Source organism: Nonomuraea monospora (assembly GCF_039531895.1).
In the GTDB taxonomy this organism is placed as follows: Bacteria; Actinomycetota; Actinomycetes; order Streptosporangiales; family Streptosporangiaceae; genus Nonomuraea; species Nonomuraea monospora.
Genome location: NZ_BAAAQX010000001.1, coordinates 649,056 through 663,608, shown reverse-complemented (window position 1 = coordinate 663,608; position 14,553 = coordinate 649,056). Strand labels below are relative to the sequence as shown.

Below are 14,553 nucleotides of genomic sequence, written 5' to 3'. Positions count from 1 at the left end.
TGACATTTCTCGAATGTGGCGGGTAGGGGACCCCGCATGCGCATTCTGGTCACGGGAGCCACCGGCACGCTGGGCGGGGCACTGGTGCCCGCGCTGCTCAAGGCGGGTCACGAGGTGCGGGCGCTGAGCCGTACCAAACGGGACGACCGCGGCAACGTGGAGTGGGTGTGGGGCGACCTCATCTCCGGCAACGGCGTCAGGGAGGCGCTCGGCGGGGTGGACGCGATCGCGCACCTGGCCACCAGCGGCCGCAAGGGGCGCGGCGCGGTGGACGTGCCCGGCACCAGGACGCTGCTGATCCTGGCGCGCGCGGCGGGCGTGCCGCACGTGCTGTTCACCTCGATGGCAGGCGCCGACCGCGCCCCTTACGGGCATCTGCGTCACAAGCTGCAGGCCGAGCGGATGGTCGCGGAGAGCGGGCTCGGCTGGACGATCCTCCGCGCCACCCCGTTCCACCAGTGGCTGAACCGGCGGCTGAGCGACTACGCGTCACTGCCCGCGCTGGCCGTGGACCGGTCGCTGCCGTGGCAGCCGGTGCACACGGGCGAGGTGGCCACGCGCGCGGCGGCCCTGCTCAGCGCGGGTCCCGCGAACCGGGCGATCGAGTACGGCGGGCCGCAGATCCTGAACACCGAGGACCTGGTCAGGACCTGGCTGCGGGCGCGCGGCCTGCGCCGCCCCTGCCTGTCCGTGCGCTATCCGGGCCGCCTGTACGGGGCGCAGCGCGCGGGCCTCCTCACCACGGACGCGGCCCCGAAGGGCGAGATCTCCTGGCACGACTACCTGGTGCCACCGGCGCCCGTCCTGTCGGACGATTTCGCCTCCGAGCACACCGCCTCTCCCACGAGCCCGGCCACGCAGCCGGAGCAGGACCCTGACCTGCGCGTATACGGGGGCGACGAAGGGTACGAACGCCCGACACGAAGCTAGCCGTACGCCCAGTTTTATTACACTTCGCCGACTTGTTGCTTTCTGTCTGTTATTAGAAGATGTGTCCGGTGATGAGAGGCATCCCGCTGACCGAGGACTTCGCCAACGGCGGGGTCTCCTTCTGGTACCGGCAGATCGGCCTGCCCTTGCGGCGGCCCGCGCTGCCAGGGCCGCGCGAGTACGACGTCGCCATCGTCGGCGGCGGCTACACCGGCCTGTGGACCGCGTACTACCTCAAGCAGGCCGACCCCGGCCTGCGGATCGCGATCCTGGAGAAGGAGTTCGCCGGGTTCGGCGCGTCGGGACGCAACGGCGGGTGGCTCTCGGCCGAGTTCGCCGGGTCACGCAAGCGGCACGCCAAGGCGCGCGGCAGGCAGGCCATGATCGACCTGCAGCGGGCGATGTTCCGAGCCGTGGACGAGGTCATCGAGGTCACCCAGGCCGAAGGCATCGACGCCGACGTGCACAAGGGCGGCCTCATCCACGTCGCCACCAACCCGGCCCAGCGCCGCCGCCTGCGCGACGGCGTCGCCGACCTGCGCGCCTGGGGCTACGGCGAGGACGACGTGCGGCTGCTCGGCCGCGACGAACAGCGCGAACGCGTGCAGGTCGCCGGAGCCCTGGAGGCGTCCTACTCACCCCACTGCGCCCGCATCCAGCCCGCCAAACTGGCCGTCGGGCTGGCCGCCGCCGTGGAACGGCTCGGCGTGGACATCTTCGAGAACACCACCGTCACCGAGATCCGGCCCCGCCAGCAGGGCAAGGCGTCGGCGCTCACCACGCGCGGCGTCGTCACCGCCGACTACGTCATCCGCGCCACCGAAGGCTTCACCGCCAGCCTCGCCGGCCAGCACCGGCAGTGGCTGCCCATGAACAGCTCCATGATCGTCACCGAGCCGCTGCCCGCCGACGTGTGGAAGCACATCGGCTGGCAGGGCAACGAACTGCTGGAGGACGAGGCCCACGCCTACGTCTACATCCAGCGCACCGCCGACGACCGCATCGCCATCGGCGGGCGCGGCGTCCCCTACCGCTTCGGCTCCCGCACCGACCGGCGCGGCGCCACCCAGGCGCGGACCGTCGCCCTGCTGTGGCGCATGCTCGTCAAGCTCTTCCCCGCCGCCGCCGACGTCCGCGTCCAGCACGCGTGGTGCGGGGTGCTGGCCGTGCCGCGCGACTGGTGCTCCACCGTGCACCTCGACCACGCCAGCGGCCTCGGCTGGGCCGGCGGCTACGTCGGCAGCGGCGTCACCACCACCAACCTGGCCGGCCGCACCCTGCGCGACCTGGTGCTGCGGCGCGAGAGCGAGCTGACCGGGCTGCCGTGGGTGGGGCGGCAGGTGCGGCAGTGGGAGCCCGAGCCGCTGCGGTGGGCGGGGGTGCAGCTCATCTACGCGCTGTTCCGGGCCGCCGACCGGCACGAGAACGAGCGGATCGCCACGACGTCGGCCTACGCCCGGCTGGCGAACCTGATCTCAGGACGCTGAACCCCTCGCCACCTCACACGCTCGGCGTCAGGCGATCGGCGGCGTCGGCGGGGGCGACGTGCATCACCGCGCGCTGGGTCTCCCAGCCTGGGGTCGCATCGCCGATCGTGTGAAGGGCGGAACGGAGGAAGCACAGAGCTCTGACCATCGCGTCAGCCGGGTCGTCGGCTTCCGCGACCATCTGGACGTCCACGATTCCTGTGGCCAGCGTGGCGGCGAGATCGGGATCCTCGATCGCGGGATCCGTGTCCTCCAGGTCGAGCAGGGCGGTCATCAGCTCGTCCAGGCGCTCGTCGAAACGCTCGAGATCGCCGCCGTACTGGATCTGCTGGATCGTCAGGTACTTCATGGCGTCTCCTCGTCGTTCCAGCAGGTGACTCTGCCCAGTTGCGCAAGCAGGTTGCGCCGGTAGTTGTTGCCCGACGGAGTACATTTCACGGTCTTCATATGCGAGCCGCAAGGGCATTTCATGCTGTAGTACTTCTTACCCTTGCTGACGCTCCAGCCCTTCCTTTCGGCCGCCGCCAGTACTTCTTCCAGCTCTTTGATCGGATGCCGCGGTCTTACCACGTTGCCCCGCCTATCGACAGCTTGAGTCTATGGACCGGCCTTGCCCCCGATGAGACCGCTGTCGATAAGGCTTTCACAGAACGTAACAAGTTGCTCACGAATTGCAATAGTCGGCGTCACGTCACGGACGTTCGCCGCGCCCCCAGGGGTCGTAGTCGACCTCCAGCGGCTCCTGGGCCGGCCGCTCCCCCTCCGGGACGTGCTGCAGGTTCACCCGGATGCGGTACCACACGCTGCTCCGCCCCCGCATGCCGTCGACCAGCACATCGGCCGCCTCCAGCCGGGCGGCCACCTCGGGATGGCGGGCCTTCCACCGCTCGAACCCCGCCATCGCCTCGTCCTTGTGCTCCGCCCTGGCGATCTCGATCACCGGCATCGTCTGCTGCCTGCGCCCGCTCCCCTTCGGCGGCTTCGGCGCCGGGCCCAGCTCCTCGGCCAGCTCAAGCAGCCCGTCGAGCGAGCCCGGGTGCAGGTCCATGTCCTCCCACGGGTCGCCGCGCTCGGCCAGCCGCCGCGGCACGGTCTCGACGGTGAACGTCTCGGGACGGCAGCCCGGCACCTCGTCCCAGGTCAGCGGGGTGGACACGCGGGCGTCGGGCACCGCGCGGACGGAGTAGGCGGAGGCCACCGTGCGGTCGTAGGCGTTCTGGTTGAAGTCCACGAACACGCCGTGCCGCTCCTCCTTCCACCACCGGCTGGTGGCCAGGTCGGGGGCGCGCCGCTCCACCTCGCGGGCCACCGTCTCGGCCGCCTTGCGCACCTTGGCGAACGGCCAGCGCCGCTCGATGCGGGCGTAGACGTGGAAGCCGCGCGAACCGGACGTCTTCGGCCAGGCCACCAGCCCGTGATCGGCCAGCACCTCCCTGGCCACCTCCGCCGTGCGCAGCACGTCGGCCCACTCGACGCCCGGCACCGGATCGAGGTCGATGCGCAGCTCGTCGGGCCTGGACAGGTCGTCGGAGCGCACCGGGTGCGGGTTGAGGTCGACGCAGCCGAGGTTGACCACCCACAGGAGCTGCGCCAGGTCGGTGCAGACCACCTCCTCGGCGCTCAGCCCCGACCGGTACTTCAGCTCGGCCACCTCGATCCAGTCGGGCCGCTTGGCCGGGGCCCGCTTCTGGAAGAACGCCTCCTGCTCGATGCCGTGCACGAACCGCTTGAGCACCATCGGCCGCCCGTGCACGCCGCGCAGCGCGGCCTCGCCGACGGCCTGGTAGAACCGGATCAGGTCGAGCTTGGTGTGACCGGTCTGCGGGAAGACGACCTTCTCAGGGCTGGTGATGCGGACCTCGCGCCCGGCGACCTCGATGTCAGGCATGAAGGTCACGATACGCGGGCCGACCGACAACCCCAGGGAAGGATGATCAGCCTTCTTCGGAGAAGGAGCCGTGGCGGCCGGCGCCCGCCGCGAAGCGGGCCGCCCCCTCCGACGCGTCCGGCAGCGACACGAGCCCGTGGCGCAGCTCGTTCCGCATCGCCTCGCCCTCCTCCAGCCCGTCCTGCTCCAGCGCCGACATGCGGTCCCCGCGCAGGCACTCCTGCGGGAACCTCGCCAGCTCCCCCGCCAGCGCCTCCGCGTGCCGCCGCGCGGTACCGCCGGGCACGAGCCGGTTGGCCAGCCCCCACGCGTACGCCTCCGGCGCCTCGACGGGCCGGCCCGTGAGGATCATGTCCATGGCCCTGGAGGCGCCGATGAGCCGCGGCAGCCGTACGGTGCCGCCGTCGATGAGCGGCACCCCCCACCGCCGGCAGAACACCCCGAACACCGCGTCCTCCTCAGCCACCCGCAGGTCGCACCAGAGCGCCAGCTCCAGCCCGCCCGCGACGGCGTGCCCGGAGACGGCGGCGATGACGGGCTTGGTCAGGCGCAGCCGGGTCGGCCCCATCGGCCCGTCGCCCTCCTCGCCGACGTGGTTGTCGAGCGTCTTGAGGTCGGCGCCGGCGCAGAACGTGCCGCCCTCGCCCCACAGCACCGCCACGGCGGCGTCGGAGCACTCGAAGTCACGGAACGCCTCCGTCAGCGCGTCGGCGGTCTTGCGGTCGACGGCGTTGCGCGCCTCCGGCCTGCTGATCACCACGGTGGTGACCGGGCCCTGGCGCTCCACGCGTACGGTCATGCGACCCTCCTCGGGGGAACATGCGGCGATTCGCCTCGGGGACGTGCAGAGCGTACGTCGATGCGGGAGTACGGGCCAGCGACAGCCATGCGGTCACTCACCTGGGAAGATCGAACTTACGCGCCGGTCGGCCGCCTCGATCATCGAACTTCGCCCTGCATGATCTGCTCGAAGAGGCATCCAGCGGCGGCGGGCGACGTCCACGCGGTCTCTCGGACGGTTCCCACAGTGCGATCGGTACGGCGAACGAAGCCCAGACCGGCGGCGGCACACAGCTCATACGTCGTTTCCCGGCACTCACAGGTATGCGAGACGACCCGTACGCGCGGCGCCCGGCGAGTGAGCGCATACCAGGTCAGCTTTACGTGATCTGGCCGAGGTGGGTCAACGTGGGGGCCGTGGAAGTCCGGAATCTCGCTCATGCCAGGCAGCCCTTCGCAAGGGGCATCTCGAACCAGACGATCCGGCCGAACCAGTGCCTCCTCACTCCCCACCTCGCCATGGCCGCCACAAGCTGCAGTCCTCTTCCACTGGCTTGCCGTGGCTCATGGCGGAGCTGTGGACCCGACCACCATCCTTGATCTCTGACCTCGCATCGGATGCGGTCCTCGCCGAGCCAGACGCGAACGTGAAAAGATCCGCGTCTCCGACGGCCCGAAAAAGTGTGTTCGATCGCGTTGGCGGAAAGTTCCGAGACCAGGAGCCGCACATCGTACAGCAGAGCGCCATCCGCAGCGGCTCCAGGCAACTCCTTCGCGAGCAGGTGAGCAGCGAAGCTTCTCACATCTCGGACATTCTCCGGGCGTCCGGGAAAACGCCTTTCGCCGACACACCGCATATCGGTCCCGATTGTCGCGACATTTCCCACTATCACGCCTCTCTTCTCAGCTCGCCGCGTATCACCGCTGGTCATGCCTGGCCCTGGCATAGGAATCACGACGCCTCGGACCCGTCGGTTTTCACTACAAAGGGTGGCCATAACGGGCTACGTTGTGTGGTGAATCGATCCCAGAGCAGTCCCAGACTTTCGCTGGCACCAAGCCAGCCAAGCTGGAATAGCGTGGCTACCGGGAGCAGCGATGCCAGCACCCAAGGAACTCGATCCGACTGCAGGTCCAGCAGCACGTTTCGGTGCAGACCTACGCAAATATCGATATGCCGCCAAGTTGACCCAAGCGCAGCTCGCCGCACGCATCGGCTACAGCAAGAGCCGTATCGGGAACGTGGAACGCGGAGACGAGAACCCCACTCGCGAACTGATCGGACTCTGTGAGAAGGCTCTGGGCCTGGATGGCGTCCTGCTGGCCCAGTGGCCCGCCATAAGCGGCGATCGCATACCCGAGTGGTACCGCCCGTGGCCACCGATCGAGCGGAGGGCCGATCACATCATCAGCGTCGCCCCGCTGATCGTGCCGGGGCTGGCACAGACCGAGGAATATGCCCGCGCAATGTTCGCCGGGGAGCCGGACGCCACGCCGCACCAGATAGAAGAGGCCGTCCAAGCCCGGCTGGAGCGGCAGACCATCTTCAACCGGCCTTCACCACCTCAGTACCTTGCCGTCATGGATGAAGGCATCCTGTATCGTCCCATTGGGGATGATTCAGTGACCCGCCGTCAACTGGAACACCTGATCGCCATGGCCGAGCACAACTGGTTCAGCGTCCAACTCCTTCCCTACGAGGCCTTGTGCACAGCGGTGCTGGTGGGTCCGGTAGTGCTCGCCCGGGAGAACGGCGTGCCCATCGCCGCGTACGTCGAATCCGCCCTCCACGGCCGCGTCATCGACAGGCCTGACGAGATCAAGCGGCTCGTGAGCCGACTCGAATGCGTGCGTACGGCGGCGCTTCCCGAGTACCTGTCAGTTCAGCGAATCAAGGCGAGAGCGGCGACATGGAGTTAAGTGAAAGCCTGAGAAGGGAAATCGCGGATTCCAGCGGATGGGTCACCGCGTCAAGCGGTCAGGGCGGCGAATGCCTGGAAGCCAAGCATCTGTCCGACGGCCGTATCGCGTTGCGCGATACCGAGCAACCAGATGCCGAGCCGTGGGTGATCCGCCGGGCCGTCTGGGACAGGTTCGTAGCGGGCGCGAAAGGCGGCATCTTCGACTTCTAGGTCGGGGACGACTCAGCGTCCGTCTTCTGGTCCCGATTCTGTCGCCCTCCCTTGCTATAGATGAGCGCCATCGTCCGACACGACAACGGGACAGGGTGGCCGATGGACGCTTGGGCTCGACTCAGCGAGGACGACGAGCGGGAGTTCGCGCGGCTCGACGCGGCCTTCGAGGCCGGTGAGGAGCTGATCGACGAGGGCGGTGCGGAGTTCGGGACGTGGGCGCACGTCAGGTTCTGCGCGGAGCCGGCCGATGAGCGGCGGCGGGCGCTGGTGGAGCAGGCGGCCTCGGACGAGCAGGAGTGGGACAGGATCACGGTCACCGGTCTGTGGCGGGTGTCGGCTTACACGCGGCATTCGGGGCACGCGGACGAGGCCGCGTTCTACCGGGTGCCGCTGGCCGCCGCCGCCTCGCTCCCCTACGCCGAGCGGCGGCTCGCCCTGCGCTGGTGGGCGCCCGATCCGTTGCGCCGCTATCACGAGCGGTTGTGGGAGGTCATCGGCGATCAGGTGACGGCGCTGCTCACCGAGCCGGAGACGGCCGGCCCCGCCGAGGCGGTCCGCAACGTGGTGTGGGAGGAGGACCGATTCTCGGCCCTGATGGCCGGCGAGTTCGCGACGCGGCTCGGCAGCCCGGACGTGCTGCCGCTGCTGCGCCACTGGGCCACGGCCACCACCGCCAGGCCCAGCGCCAGGTGGCTGGCCAAGGCCGCGGCCCTGCTCGGGGACGCCGCCCTCGATCTGATCCCCGACGTGCTGCAAGCTCTGGAGGCCCATCGGGAGGCGACGCTGCCCGCCCCGTACTCGCGGGGCGAGCGCACGGAGACGGTCTTCCTGCGGGAGCGCACCGCCACGACGTTACGCGGCCTGATCTGGACCTGCGAGCTGATCGACGAGCCGTGGGTGACGCCGCTGCTCGGCGACGTGGCCGTCACCACGGGCACGGGCATCGGCGGCTCGGGCGCGAACGCGCGCAGCGAGCTGCTGGCCAACGCCGCGATCGGGGTGCTGTCCAGGCGCGGCGGCCTGGAGGTGGTGGCGCAGCTCGCCCGCGTGCAGGCGAAGGTCCGCAAGAAGACGATCCTGGCCGCGGTGGATCGCACGCTGAACGAGGTGGCCGGGCAGGCGGGGCTCTCCCCCGAGCAACTGCTGGACCGCACGGTGCCCACGTTCGGGCTCGGCCCCGGCGGCACCCGTACCGAGCAGGGGCTGTGCCTGTCGCTGGACGGACGGATCACCTTCGAGGGCCGCAAGACCATCCCCAAGACGGTGGACAAGGAGTTGCTGGCGGAGTTCAGGGCCACCGCCAAGGAGCTGAAGCAGGTTGTGCCGGCGGAGCGGTTCCGGGTGGAGCGGGCGCTCGCGACCGAGCGGATCTGGCGCTGGCGGGACGTGTGCGAGCACTTCCTCGACCACCCGGTCACCGGCGCGCTTGCCCGCGGCCTGATCTGGGAGATCCTCCAGGGCCCCGCCGGGCTGCCGATCGAGGGGGGCCAGGGATGGGCGCTGACCGATCCGGCGGGCCGCCGCATCCAGCCGTCCCCCGACACGCCCGTCCTGCTGTGGCATCCCATCGCGCACACCGTCGAGGAGGTGCGGGGCTGGCGTGACCACCTCATCGCCAACGACCTGCGTCAGCCGTTCAAGCAGGCCTTCCGCGAGGTCTACCTGCTCACCCCGGCCGAGGAGCGGACGCGCGACCACTCGCGCCGCTTCGCCCGCCACCTGCTGCGCTACGGCCAGGCCAAGGCGCTGCTGACCGGCCGCGGCTGGACCGGCATGTCGCTGGGCCACTGGGGCTGGGAGTACGGCTCCCACGAGGCGGAGGCCACCAAGGAGCTGCCCGGCGGGCTGACCGCCCACTGGGATTTCCACCTGGACGAGGACTCCTTCGACCGTGACGGCGGTGGCACGGCGTCGATCTGCGTCAGCGGCGACCTCCGCTTCCGCTCGGAGGGGCGCGTCGTGCCGCTGGCCGAGGTGCCGCCGCTGACGCTGTCGGAGGTGCTGCGCGACGCCGACCTGGCCGTGGGCGTCACCTCCACGGGGCTGGATCCGGAGGGGCACGGCGAGTACTGGGAGTCGTACGGCTTCGGCGACCTCAGCGAGTCGGCCGAGGTGCGCCGCGACGCGCTGTCCCGGCTGCTGCCCCGCCTGTCCATCGCCGGCCGGTGCACGCTGGACGGCCGGTTCCTGCACGTCAAGGGCGAGCTGCGGACGTACAAGATCCATCTGGGGTCGGGCAACATCCTGATGGAGCCCAACGACGCCTATCTGTGCATCGTCCCTGGCGGTGGCGGCGACCAGGTGTTCCTGCCGTTCGAGGAGGACGGCGGCATGCTGTCGCTCATCCTGTCGAAGGCGTTCCTGCTGGCCGCCGACACCGAGATCACGGACCCGTCGATCACCCGTCAGATTCGCTGAAGGCGCCCGCTACCAGCTCGTCGAAGGGGTCGTCGGCGGGGCGGTCGATGCCGCGCAGCGGGCCCTGGTCCACCAGGTGCGCCTCGGCGTACAGGCGGGCCACGAGCGCCTTGCGGCCGTCGTCGAGCCCCCACGTGGCCTGGTTCTCCAGCAGCGCGGCGGCGTAGACGTCGGCCATGAACTGGGCCAGCGGGTAGAGCCGCGCCTCGGCCGTCGGGTGGTCCAGGGCGGACCACGCCTCGATGGCCTTGGTGAGGTCGTCGACGCGGGCCCGCACCAGGTCGGAGGTGGCCAGGGCGCGCAGGTGGTCGAGGAAGGGGAGGTGGGCGCGTTCCTTGAGCATGGCGCGCCGCACGTCCAGGCAGAGGATGTTGTCGCCGCCCTCCCAGATCGGGTTGACCTGCGCGTCGCGCAGCAGCCGGGCCACCGGCCACTGCTCGATGTAGCCGTTGCCGCCGTGCACCTCGACGGCGTCGCCGGCGGCGGTCACGCCGAGCCGGGCGGCGCGCAGTTTGATCAGGGCGGGCGCCAGGCGCAGCCGGGGGCCGACGTGTCCGTCGAACACCATCGCCTGCGCGGCCTCGACCTCGACGATCAGCTCGCTGAGCTTGCGCCGCATGAGCGGCTGTTCGGCGAGGGGCCGACCGAACGCCTCGCGGGCGCGGGCGTAGCAGAGGGCTTCGACGAGCGCGCGCCTGGCCACGCCGACGCCCATCATGGCGACGCCGAGCCGGGAGGCGTTGGTGAGCTTCATCATGGTGCCGAGGCCCGAGCCGGAGCCCTGCCCGGCCAGCAGGAACGCCTCCGCGCCGGTCAGCTCGACCTCGGCGGAGGCGACGGACCTGGTGCCGAGCTTGTCCTTGAGCCTGCGGATGCGCACCCCGTTGCGGCTGCCGTCGCGCCGCTCCCACAGCACCAGGAACGGCGCCACGGCCCCGTCCGGCAGCCTGGCCAGCACGACGAAGGCGGAGCCGTTGGCGTTGGAGGCGAACCACTTGTAGCCGGTGAGCAGCCACGCGTCGCCCGCGGGCACCGCCTCGGTCTCCAGGGCGGCCAGGTCGGAGCCGCCGGTGCGCTCGGTGAAGAGCTGCGCGGCCTCGCCCGAGTAGTAGCCGTCGGCGAAGATCTCCCGCACCCGATCGCGTACGTCCGGAGGCGCGTGCTTCTCGGCGAGGGAGACCACCATGTCGCCGCCTGTGCCGAGCGCGCAGCCCATCCCGATGTCGGCCTGGTCGAGCAGGTACGTCCAGGCGGCGCCCAGCGCGGCGGGGTCTGCCCCGCTAGCGCGGGCCTGTCCGGCGAAGGAGGGGGAGGTGAAGTTGTCGGCCATGAGCGCCTGGCGGGCGGTGTGGAACGACGGCGGCATGACGACCTGACTGACGTCTCTGCCCCACTTGTCGTACTTCTCCAGCCGTGGCGGGTGGCGATCGGTCTCCTCGGCGCACTCGGCGACGAGGCCGCCCATGAGCCCGCCCAGCCGGTCGAGGTGCGGCTGCGCCCAGGCGAAGCCGTCACCCAGGTGCCGCCGCATGAGCAGGCGGAGCGTGGGGTCGCAGCGCCACCAGTTGCGCCCTGCCGCGCCTTGGTAGGCCTCGGTGGCGTAGCGGTCGCTGCGGTCGAACGGTTCGATGAGATACCGGCCCATACCGGCGAGTGTTACATATAATCGACACGCGATGGAAGAGCGTAATGGTAAGACTCTGAGCGCGCGGTCGGCGGTGCTGAGCGCGCTGCTGGGCAGCCACCCGCCCCGGCTGCCCGCCCGCCACCTGGTGCGCATCGGCGCGTTGTTCGGCATCGCGGAGGGCACGGTCAGGGTGGCGCTGTCGCGCATGGTCGCGGCCGGCGACCTGCTGCAGGCCGACGGGCAGTACACGCTGTCGCAGCGGCTCGTGGAGCGCCAGGCCAGGCAGGACGAGAGCCTCCACCCGCACACGAAGCCATGGGACGGCACGTGGGAGGTGGCCGTGGTGACGGCCGAGCGGCGCGCGCCCGCCGACCGGGCCGCGTTCCGGCACACGATGAGCGCGCTGCGCCTGGCCGAGCTGCGCGAGGGCACCTGGCTGCGCCCGGCGAACCTGGTGCGGGCCTGGCCGGAGATCGTCACGGCGCAGTGCACGCTGATCGACGGCCGCCCGCACGGCGACCCCACGCCGCTGCTGTGGGACCTGGACGGCTGGGCGGCCGAGGCACGCCGCCTGGAACGGGCCCTCGGCAACACGGAAGGGCTGGCCGAGGGCTTCCTGGTGCTGGCCGCCGTGCTGCGCCACCTGCTGGCCGACCCGCTGCTGCCCGACGAATTGCTGCCGGACGGCTGGCCGGGCGCCGGGCTACGAGCCCGCCACGACGCCTTCGACCACCGTTACCGGGAGGTGCTCCAGGAGCATCTCAGAGGCTGACGGCGAAGATCGTCCGCTTGTTCCTGAACTCGGTGACGCTCCACAGCTTGCCGTCCTGCACGGTCAGGTCCTCGGGGCCGATCGGGAACGGCCTGACCTCCGGCTCCTCGCCCTTGTGGACCAGCAGCTTGCCGTTGGCGCTCGCGCCGGCCGACTGGCTCAGGTACCAGGCGTCGCGGTACGACGTCGCGCCCTGGATCTTGGGGTGCCCCATGACGAACGCGTCCACGGGCTCCCCGCCCTCCAGGTCGAGGTTCCAGCGCCCCACCCACCCGTCGGGGCGCGTCTCCTCGTACTGCCCGGTGATGAGCCGCGGCGTGTCGCCGCTGCGGTCGATCGACACGAACGAGAACCGCGGCCCTTCCTGCGCCACCGTCCAGGCGTCGGTCTGCGGCACGATGTAGCGGTAGCCGAAGGCGTGCAGCCTGCCGCCGTGCCGGCCGACGCGCTTGCCGTCGCCCAGGTCGTTCTGGGCGGTGCGCAGGTCGAGCAGGTTGTTCAGGTCGAAGACGCGCAGCCCGCGCGTGGTGTCGGCGACGTAGAGCAGGTCGCCGTAGCAGGCGATGCCGCCGGCGTGGATGTTGATCGGCCCGTACGAGCCGTCCGGCTTGGCCTGCACCAGCAGCGCGTGCTGGTACTTCAGCGACTTGGGGCTGAGGAACGACACCCTGATGCCCCGCTCGCCCGCCTCCGGCTTGAAGTACCAGCTCACCAGGAACGCGGGGATCCCGATGTTGCCGGAGTCCTCGCTGCCGGTCAGGCCCTGCGGGTACCAGTCGGCGGTGTCCTGGTCCCTGTCGTCGAAGGCGTACCACTCCGCGGGCCTGGGCCGCATCGAGCCCATGGCCGTTGCGGCGCCCTTGCGTCGCCCGGTCCTGTTGGCCTGCGCCAGCACCGCCTCGACGGAGGTGGCGCCGATCTCGCTCGCCAGCTTGGCCGCCCCCTCCGCCAGGTCGCCCGTCTCCCGACTCAGGGCAAAAGCCGCCTTATCGGTTGGAACCATCCCCGTACCCGCCATATCCGCCTCACCTTTTCCGTCTCTTGACCAGTTTGACGGAACGGGGATGGTTCAGGTTGGCGGATCACTTCCACAAATGCACGGGCGTCCCCGACAGTGCCAGCTCGCGGTAGCGGCGCACCAGCTCGCGCCGGTCGCCGCCGAGGCGCGCCAGCGTCTCCCGCTGCCACACCGCGCCGGTGCGGCGCAGCCTGGCGCGCTGCGCGATCACGTCCAGTGCCCGGTCCGCGTCATTCGGCGCCACCCCGGCTCCCAGCAGCCCCTTCCTGGCCTCGGGCAGCAGGTAGAGGACCAGCTCCGCGGCGTCGTGCTCGCCCTCCATGCCCGGCCAGGAGAGCTTGGCGTCCAGCCCGTGCATGGCCGCCCGGTAGAAGTTCTGGTACGCCGTCGCGAACCGGTACCCGGTCAGATCGCGTTCGGCCTGCGAGAGCGTCAGCCCGAGCAGGAAGGCCGTGTTGGCCGCCATGTCCGCGCAGGAGGGCCCGGCGGGCAGCGCCCGCATCTCGATGCGCAGGTGACCGCCGTCGGCGGGGTCGTAGACGGGGCGGTTCCACTGCCAGATCGTGCCCTGGTGCAGCCGCAGCTCCGGCACCTCGTGCCGCTCGGCGTCCTCGGTGAGGTCGGGCACGATCGGGTCGTAGTCCTGCACGTACCGCTCGAACAGCTCGTGCGCGCCCTCGCGCACCCAGTCGGAGCCGAACGTGACCCGCCCGTCCTTGCGCTCGCGCCGCTGCACGTCCCGGTCGTCGGCGGCCTCCTCCATCAGCGCGATGCGGGTCTCCTCCCACAGCTCGCGCCCCAGGAAGAACGGCGAGTTGCCGCACACCGCCAGCACCGGCCCGATGGCGAGCTGGGCGGCGTTGAACAGCCGGGCGAACTGCTCCGGCGGCGTGCGGACGTGCACCTGCCACGAGGTGTTGGCGCTCTCCAGGATGACGTCCTCGACGGAGAGCTCCAGATCGTCGATCTTCACGAGGAACGGCTCCAGCCGCAGCCTCCTGAGCCCCCTGCTCATCGCCCGGTACCGGTTCTGGTCGCTCATCGCGCCGAGGGTGAAGTCCTCGGTGTCGAGCGTGGGCAGGATGCCGATGGGCAGCGCGCCGCCGCCCTCCACGGCCGCGTCCACCTTGGTGATCGTCTCCTGCACCTCGGCGCCGAGCTGCTCGAAGGGCCTGCCCGCCAGGGGCAGCGGGGTCAGGTTCACCTCGATGTTGTAGCGGCCCAGCTCCAGCACCACGCGCTGGTCGCCCAGGGCCTCCCGTACCTGGTCGTTGCGGGGCAGGGGGCGCCCCTCGTCGTCGATCAGGAACAACTCCAGCTCGGCCCCGATCGTGACCGGGCCCTGACCGAAGCCGGGGGTGTCGAGCAACTCGCGCAGCACACCGAGCTGCTCCCGGATGCGCTCCCCGAAGCGGGCATACTCCGCCTCGGTAAATCGCTCCTTATCCAGATCTCTTCCCATCACCCCAAACTGTCCCAAATGTCGGCCTTGACACCT

The 14,553-nt window shown here is 70.5% G+C and carries 14 protein-coding genes; 6 read left to right on the top strand and 8 right to left on the bottom strand.

What is annotated here, in order from left to right; genetic code table 11:
- The first annotated feature begins 36 nt into the window (after positions 1–36).
- Positions 37–930, top strand: a complete 894-nt coding sequence (locus ABD331_RS03025) for an SDR family oxidoreductase (protein WP_344470638.1) — start codon at positions 37–39, stop codon at positions 928–930.
- 71 nt (positions 931–1,001) lie between these two features.
- Positions 1,002–2,417: an NAD(P)/FAD-dependent oxidoreductase gene (locus ABD331_RS03020; protein WP_344470636.1), complete on the top strand. Its 1,416-nt coding sequence runs from the start codon at positions 1,002–1,004 to the stop codon at positions 2,415–2,417.
- A 13-nt stretch (positions 2,418–2,430) separates the two neighbouring features.
- Here the strand turns inward: ABD331_RS03020 and ABD331_RS03015 are convergent, their stop codons facing one another.
- The 5 genes from ABD331_RS03015 to ABD331_RS60875 form a co-directional block, all read right to left on the bottom strand.
- On the bottom strand, positions 2,431–2,766 hold the full coding sequence (locus ABD331_RS03015; RefSeq protein WP_344470635.1) for a hypothetical protein: 336 nt from the start codon (positions 2,764–2,766) through the stop codon (positions 2,431–2,433).
- The gene (locus tag ABD331_RS03010) at positions 2,763–2,987 is read right to left on the bottom strand and encodes a hypothetical protein (protein ID WP_344470633.1); all 225 of its coding nucleotides are present in this window, start codon (positions 2,985–2,987) and stop codon (positions 2,763–2,765) included. Before ABD331_RS03010 ends, ABD331_RS03015 begins: the two co-directional genes overlap by 4 nt.
- Positions 2,988–3,108: 121 nt before the next feature.
- On the bottom strand, positions 3,109–4,305 hold the full coding sequence (ligD, locus tag ABD331_RS03005) for a non-homologous end-joining DNA ligase (protein ID WP_344470632.1): 1,197 nt from the start codon (positions 4,303–4,305) through the stop codon (positions 3,109–3,111).
- A gap of 46 nt (positions 4,306–4,351) precedes the next feature.
- The gene (locus tag ABD331_RS03000) at positions 4,352–5,104 is read right to left on the bottom strand and encodes a crotonase/enoyl-CoA hydratase family protein (protein ID WP_344470631.1); all 753 of its coding nucleotides are present in this window, start codon (positions 5,102–5,104) and stop codon (positions 4,352–4,354) included.
- Positions 5,105–5,522: 418 nt separating this feature from the next.
- Positions 5,523–5,942, bottom strand: coding sequence for an ATP-binding protein (locus tag ABD331_RS60875; RefSeq protein WP_425565931.1), 420 nt, complete (start codon positions 5,940–5,942; stop codon positions 5,523–5,525).
- Positions 5,943–6,183: 241 nt separating this feature from the next.
- Here ABD331_RS60875 and ABD331_RS02995 point away from each other — a divergent pair, with 241 nt between their 5' ends.
- The 3 genes from ABD331_RS02995 to ABD331_RS02985 all read left to right on the top strand — a co-directional run bounded on the left by ABD331_RS02995 (position 6,184) and on the right by ABD331_RS02985 (position 9,638).
- A complete protein-coding gene (locus ABD331_RS02995; RefSeq protein ID WP_344470630.1) occupies positions 6,184–7,005 on the top strand; it encodes a helix-turn-helix domain-containing protein in 822 nt (273 codons plus the stop codon).
- Entirely contained in the window at positions 6,996–7,217 is a 222-nt protein-coding gene (locus tag ABD331_RS02990; RefSeq protein WP_344470629.1) for a DUF397 domain-containing protein, read from the top strand. The genes ABD331_RS02995 and ABD331_RS02990 overlap by 10 nt, the downstream gene beginning before the upstream one ends.
- A 102-nt stretch (positions 7,218–7,319) precedes the next feature.
- Positions 7,320–9,638 (top strand): DUF4132 domain-containing protein, encoded by a 2,319-nt coding sequence (locus tag ABD331_RS02985; protein ID WP_344470628.1) that lies wholly within the window; start codon positions 7,320–7,322, stop codon positions 9,636–9,638.
- Here ABD331_RS02985 and ABD331_RS02980 read toward each other — a convergent pair.
- Positions 9,619–11,283 carry an acyl-CoA dehydrogenase family protein gene (locus ABD331_RS02980; RefSeq protein WP_344470627.1) on the bottom strand — a complete coding sequence of 555 codons (1,665 nt, stop codon included), beginning with the start codon at positions 11,281–11,283 and terminating at the stop codon, positions 9,619–9,621. The two genes, ABD331_RS02985 and ABD331_RS02980, sit on opposite strands and share 20 nt — an antisense overlap.
- A gap of 31 nt (positions 11,284–11,314) precedes the next feature.
- Here ABD331_RS02980 and ABD331_RS02975 point away from each other — a divergent pair, with 31 nt between their 5' ends.
- Entirely contained in the window at positions 11,315–12,037 is a 723-nt protein-coding gene (locus tag ABD331_RS02975; RefSeq protein ID WP_344470626.1) for a PaaX family transcriptional regulator C-terminal domain-containing protein, read from the top strand.
- Here the strand turns inward: ABD331_RS02975 and ABD331_RS02970 are convergent.
- Together ABD331_RS02970 and ABD331_RS02965 are read right to left on the bottom strand one after the other, a co-directional pair.
- Complete coding sequence (locus ABD331_RS02970; protein WP_344470625.1) at positions 12,027–13,040, bottom strand: hypothetical protein; 1,014 nt, start codon at positions 13,038–13,040, stop codon at positions 12,027–12,029. The genes ABD331_RS02975 and ABD331_RS02970 overlap by 11 nt on opposite strands.
- A gap of 79 nt (positions 13,041–13,119) precedes the next feature.
- Positions 13,120–14,517: a glutamate-cysteine ligase family protein gene (locus tag ABD331_RS02965; RefSeq protein ID WP_344470624.1), complete on the bottom strand. Its 1,398-nt coding sequence runs from the start codon at positions 14,515–14,517 to the stop codon at positions 13,120–13,122.
- Between the last annotated feature and the right edge of the window lie 36 nt (positions 14,518–14,553).

Bases quoted from the DNA above. Each gene is read 5' to 3' on its own strand.
- ABD331_RS03025 (WP_344470638.1), top strand. From the start codon at position 37: ATGCGCATTCTGGTCACGGGAGCCACCGGCACGCTGGGCGGGGCACTG.
- ABD331_RS03020 (WP_344470636.1), top strand. From the start codon at position 1,002: ATGAGAGGCATCCCGCTGACCGAGGACTTCGCCAACGGCGGGGTCTCC.
- ABD331_RS03015 (WP_344470635.1), bottom strand. From the start codon at position 2,766: ATGAAGTACCTGACGATCCAGCAGATCCAGTACGGCGGCGATCTCGAG.
- ligD (WP_344470632.1), bottom strand. From the start codon at position 4,305: ATGCCTGACATCGAGGTCGCCGGGCGCGAGGTCCGCATCACCAGCCCT.
- ABD331_RS03000 (WP_344470631.1), bottom strand. From the start codon at position 5,104: ATGACCGTACGCGTGGAGCGCCAGGGCCCGGTCACCACCGTGGTGATC.
- ABD331_RS60875 (WP_425565931.1), bottom strand. From the start codon at position 5,942: ATGCGGTGTGTCGGCGAAAGGCGTTTTCCCGGACGCCCGGAGAATGTC.
- ABD331_RS02995 (WP_344470630.1), top strand. From the start codon at position 6,184: ATGCCAGCACCCAAGGAACTCGATCCGACTGCAGGTCCAGCAGCACGT.
- ABD331_RS02990 (WP_344470629.1), top strand. From the start codon at position 6,996: ATGGAGTTAAGTGAAAGCCTGAGAAGGGAAATCGCGGATTCCAGCGGA.
- ABD331_RS02985 (WP_344470628.1), top strand. From the start codon at position 7,320: ATGGACGCTTGGGCTCGACTCAGCGAGGACGACGAGCGGGAGTTCGCG.
- ABD331_RS02980 (WP_344470627.1), bottom strand. From the start codon at position 11,283: ATGGGCCGGTATCTCATCGAACCGTTCGACCGCAGCGACCGCTACGCC.
- ABD331_RS02975 (WP_344470626.1), top strand. From the start codon at position 11,315: ATGGAAGAGCGTAATGGTAAGACTCTGAGCGCGCGGTCGGCGGTGCTG.
- ABD331_RS02970 (WP_344470625.1), bottom strand. From the start codon at position 13,040: ATGGTTCCAACCGATAAGGCGGCTTTTGCCCTGAGTCGGGAGACGGGC.
- ABD331_RS02965 (WP_344470624.1), bottom strand. From the start codon at position 14,517: ATGGGAAGAGATCTGGATAAGGAGCGATTTACCGAGGCGGAGTATGCC.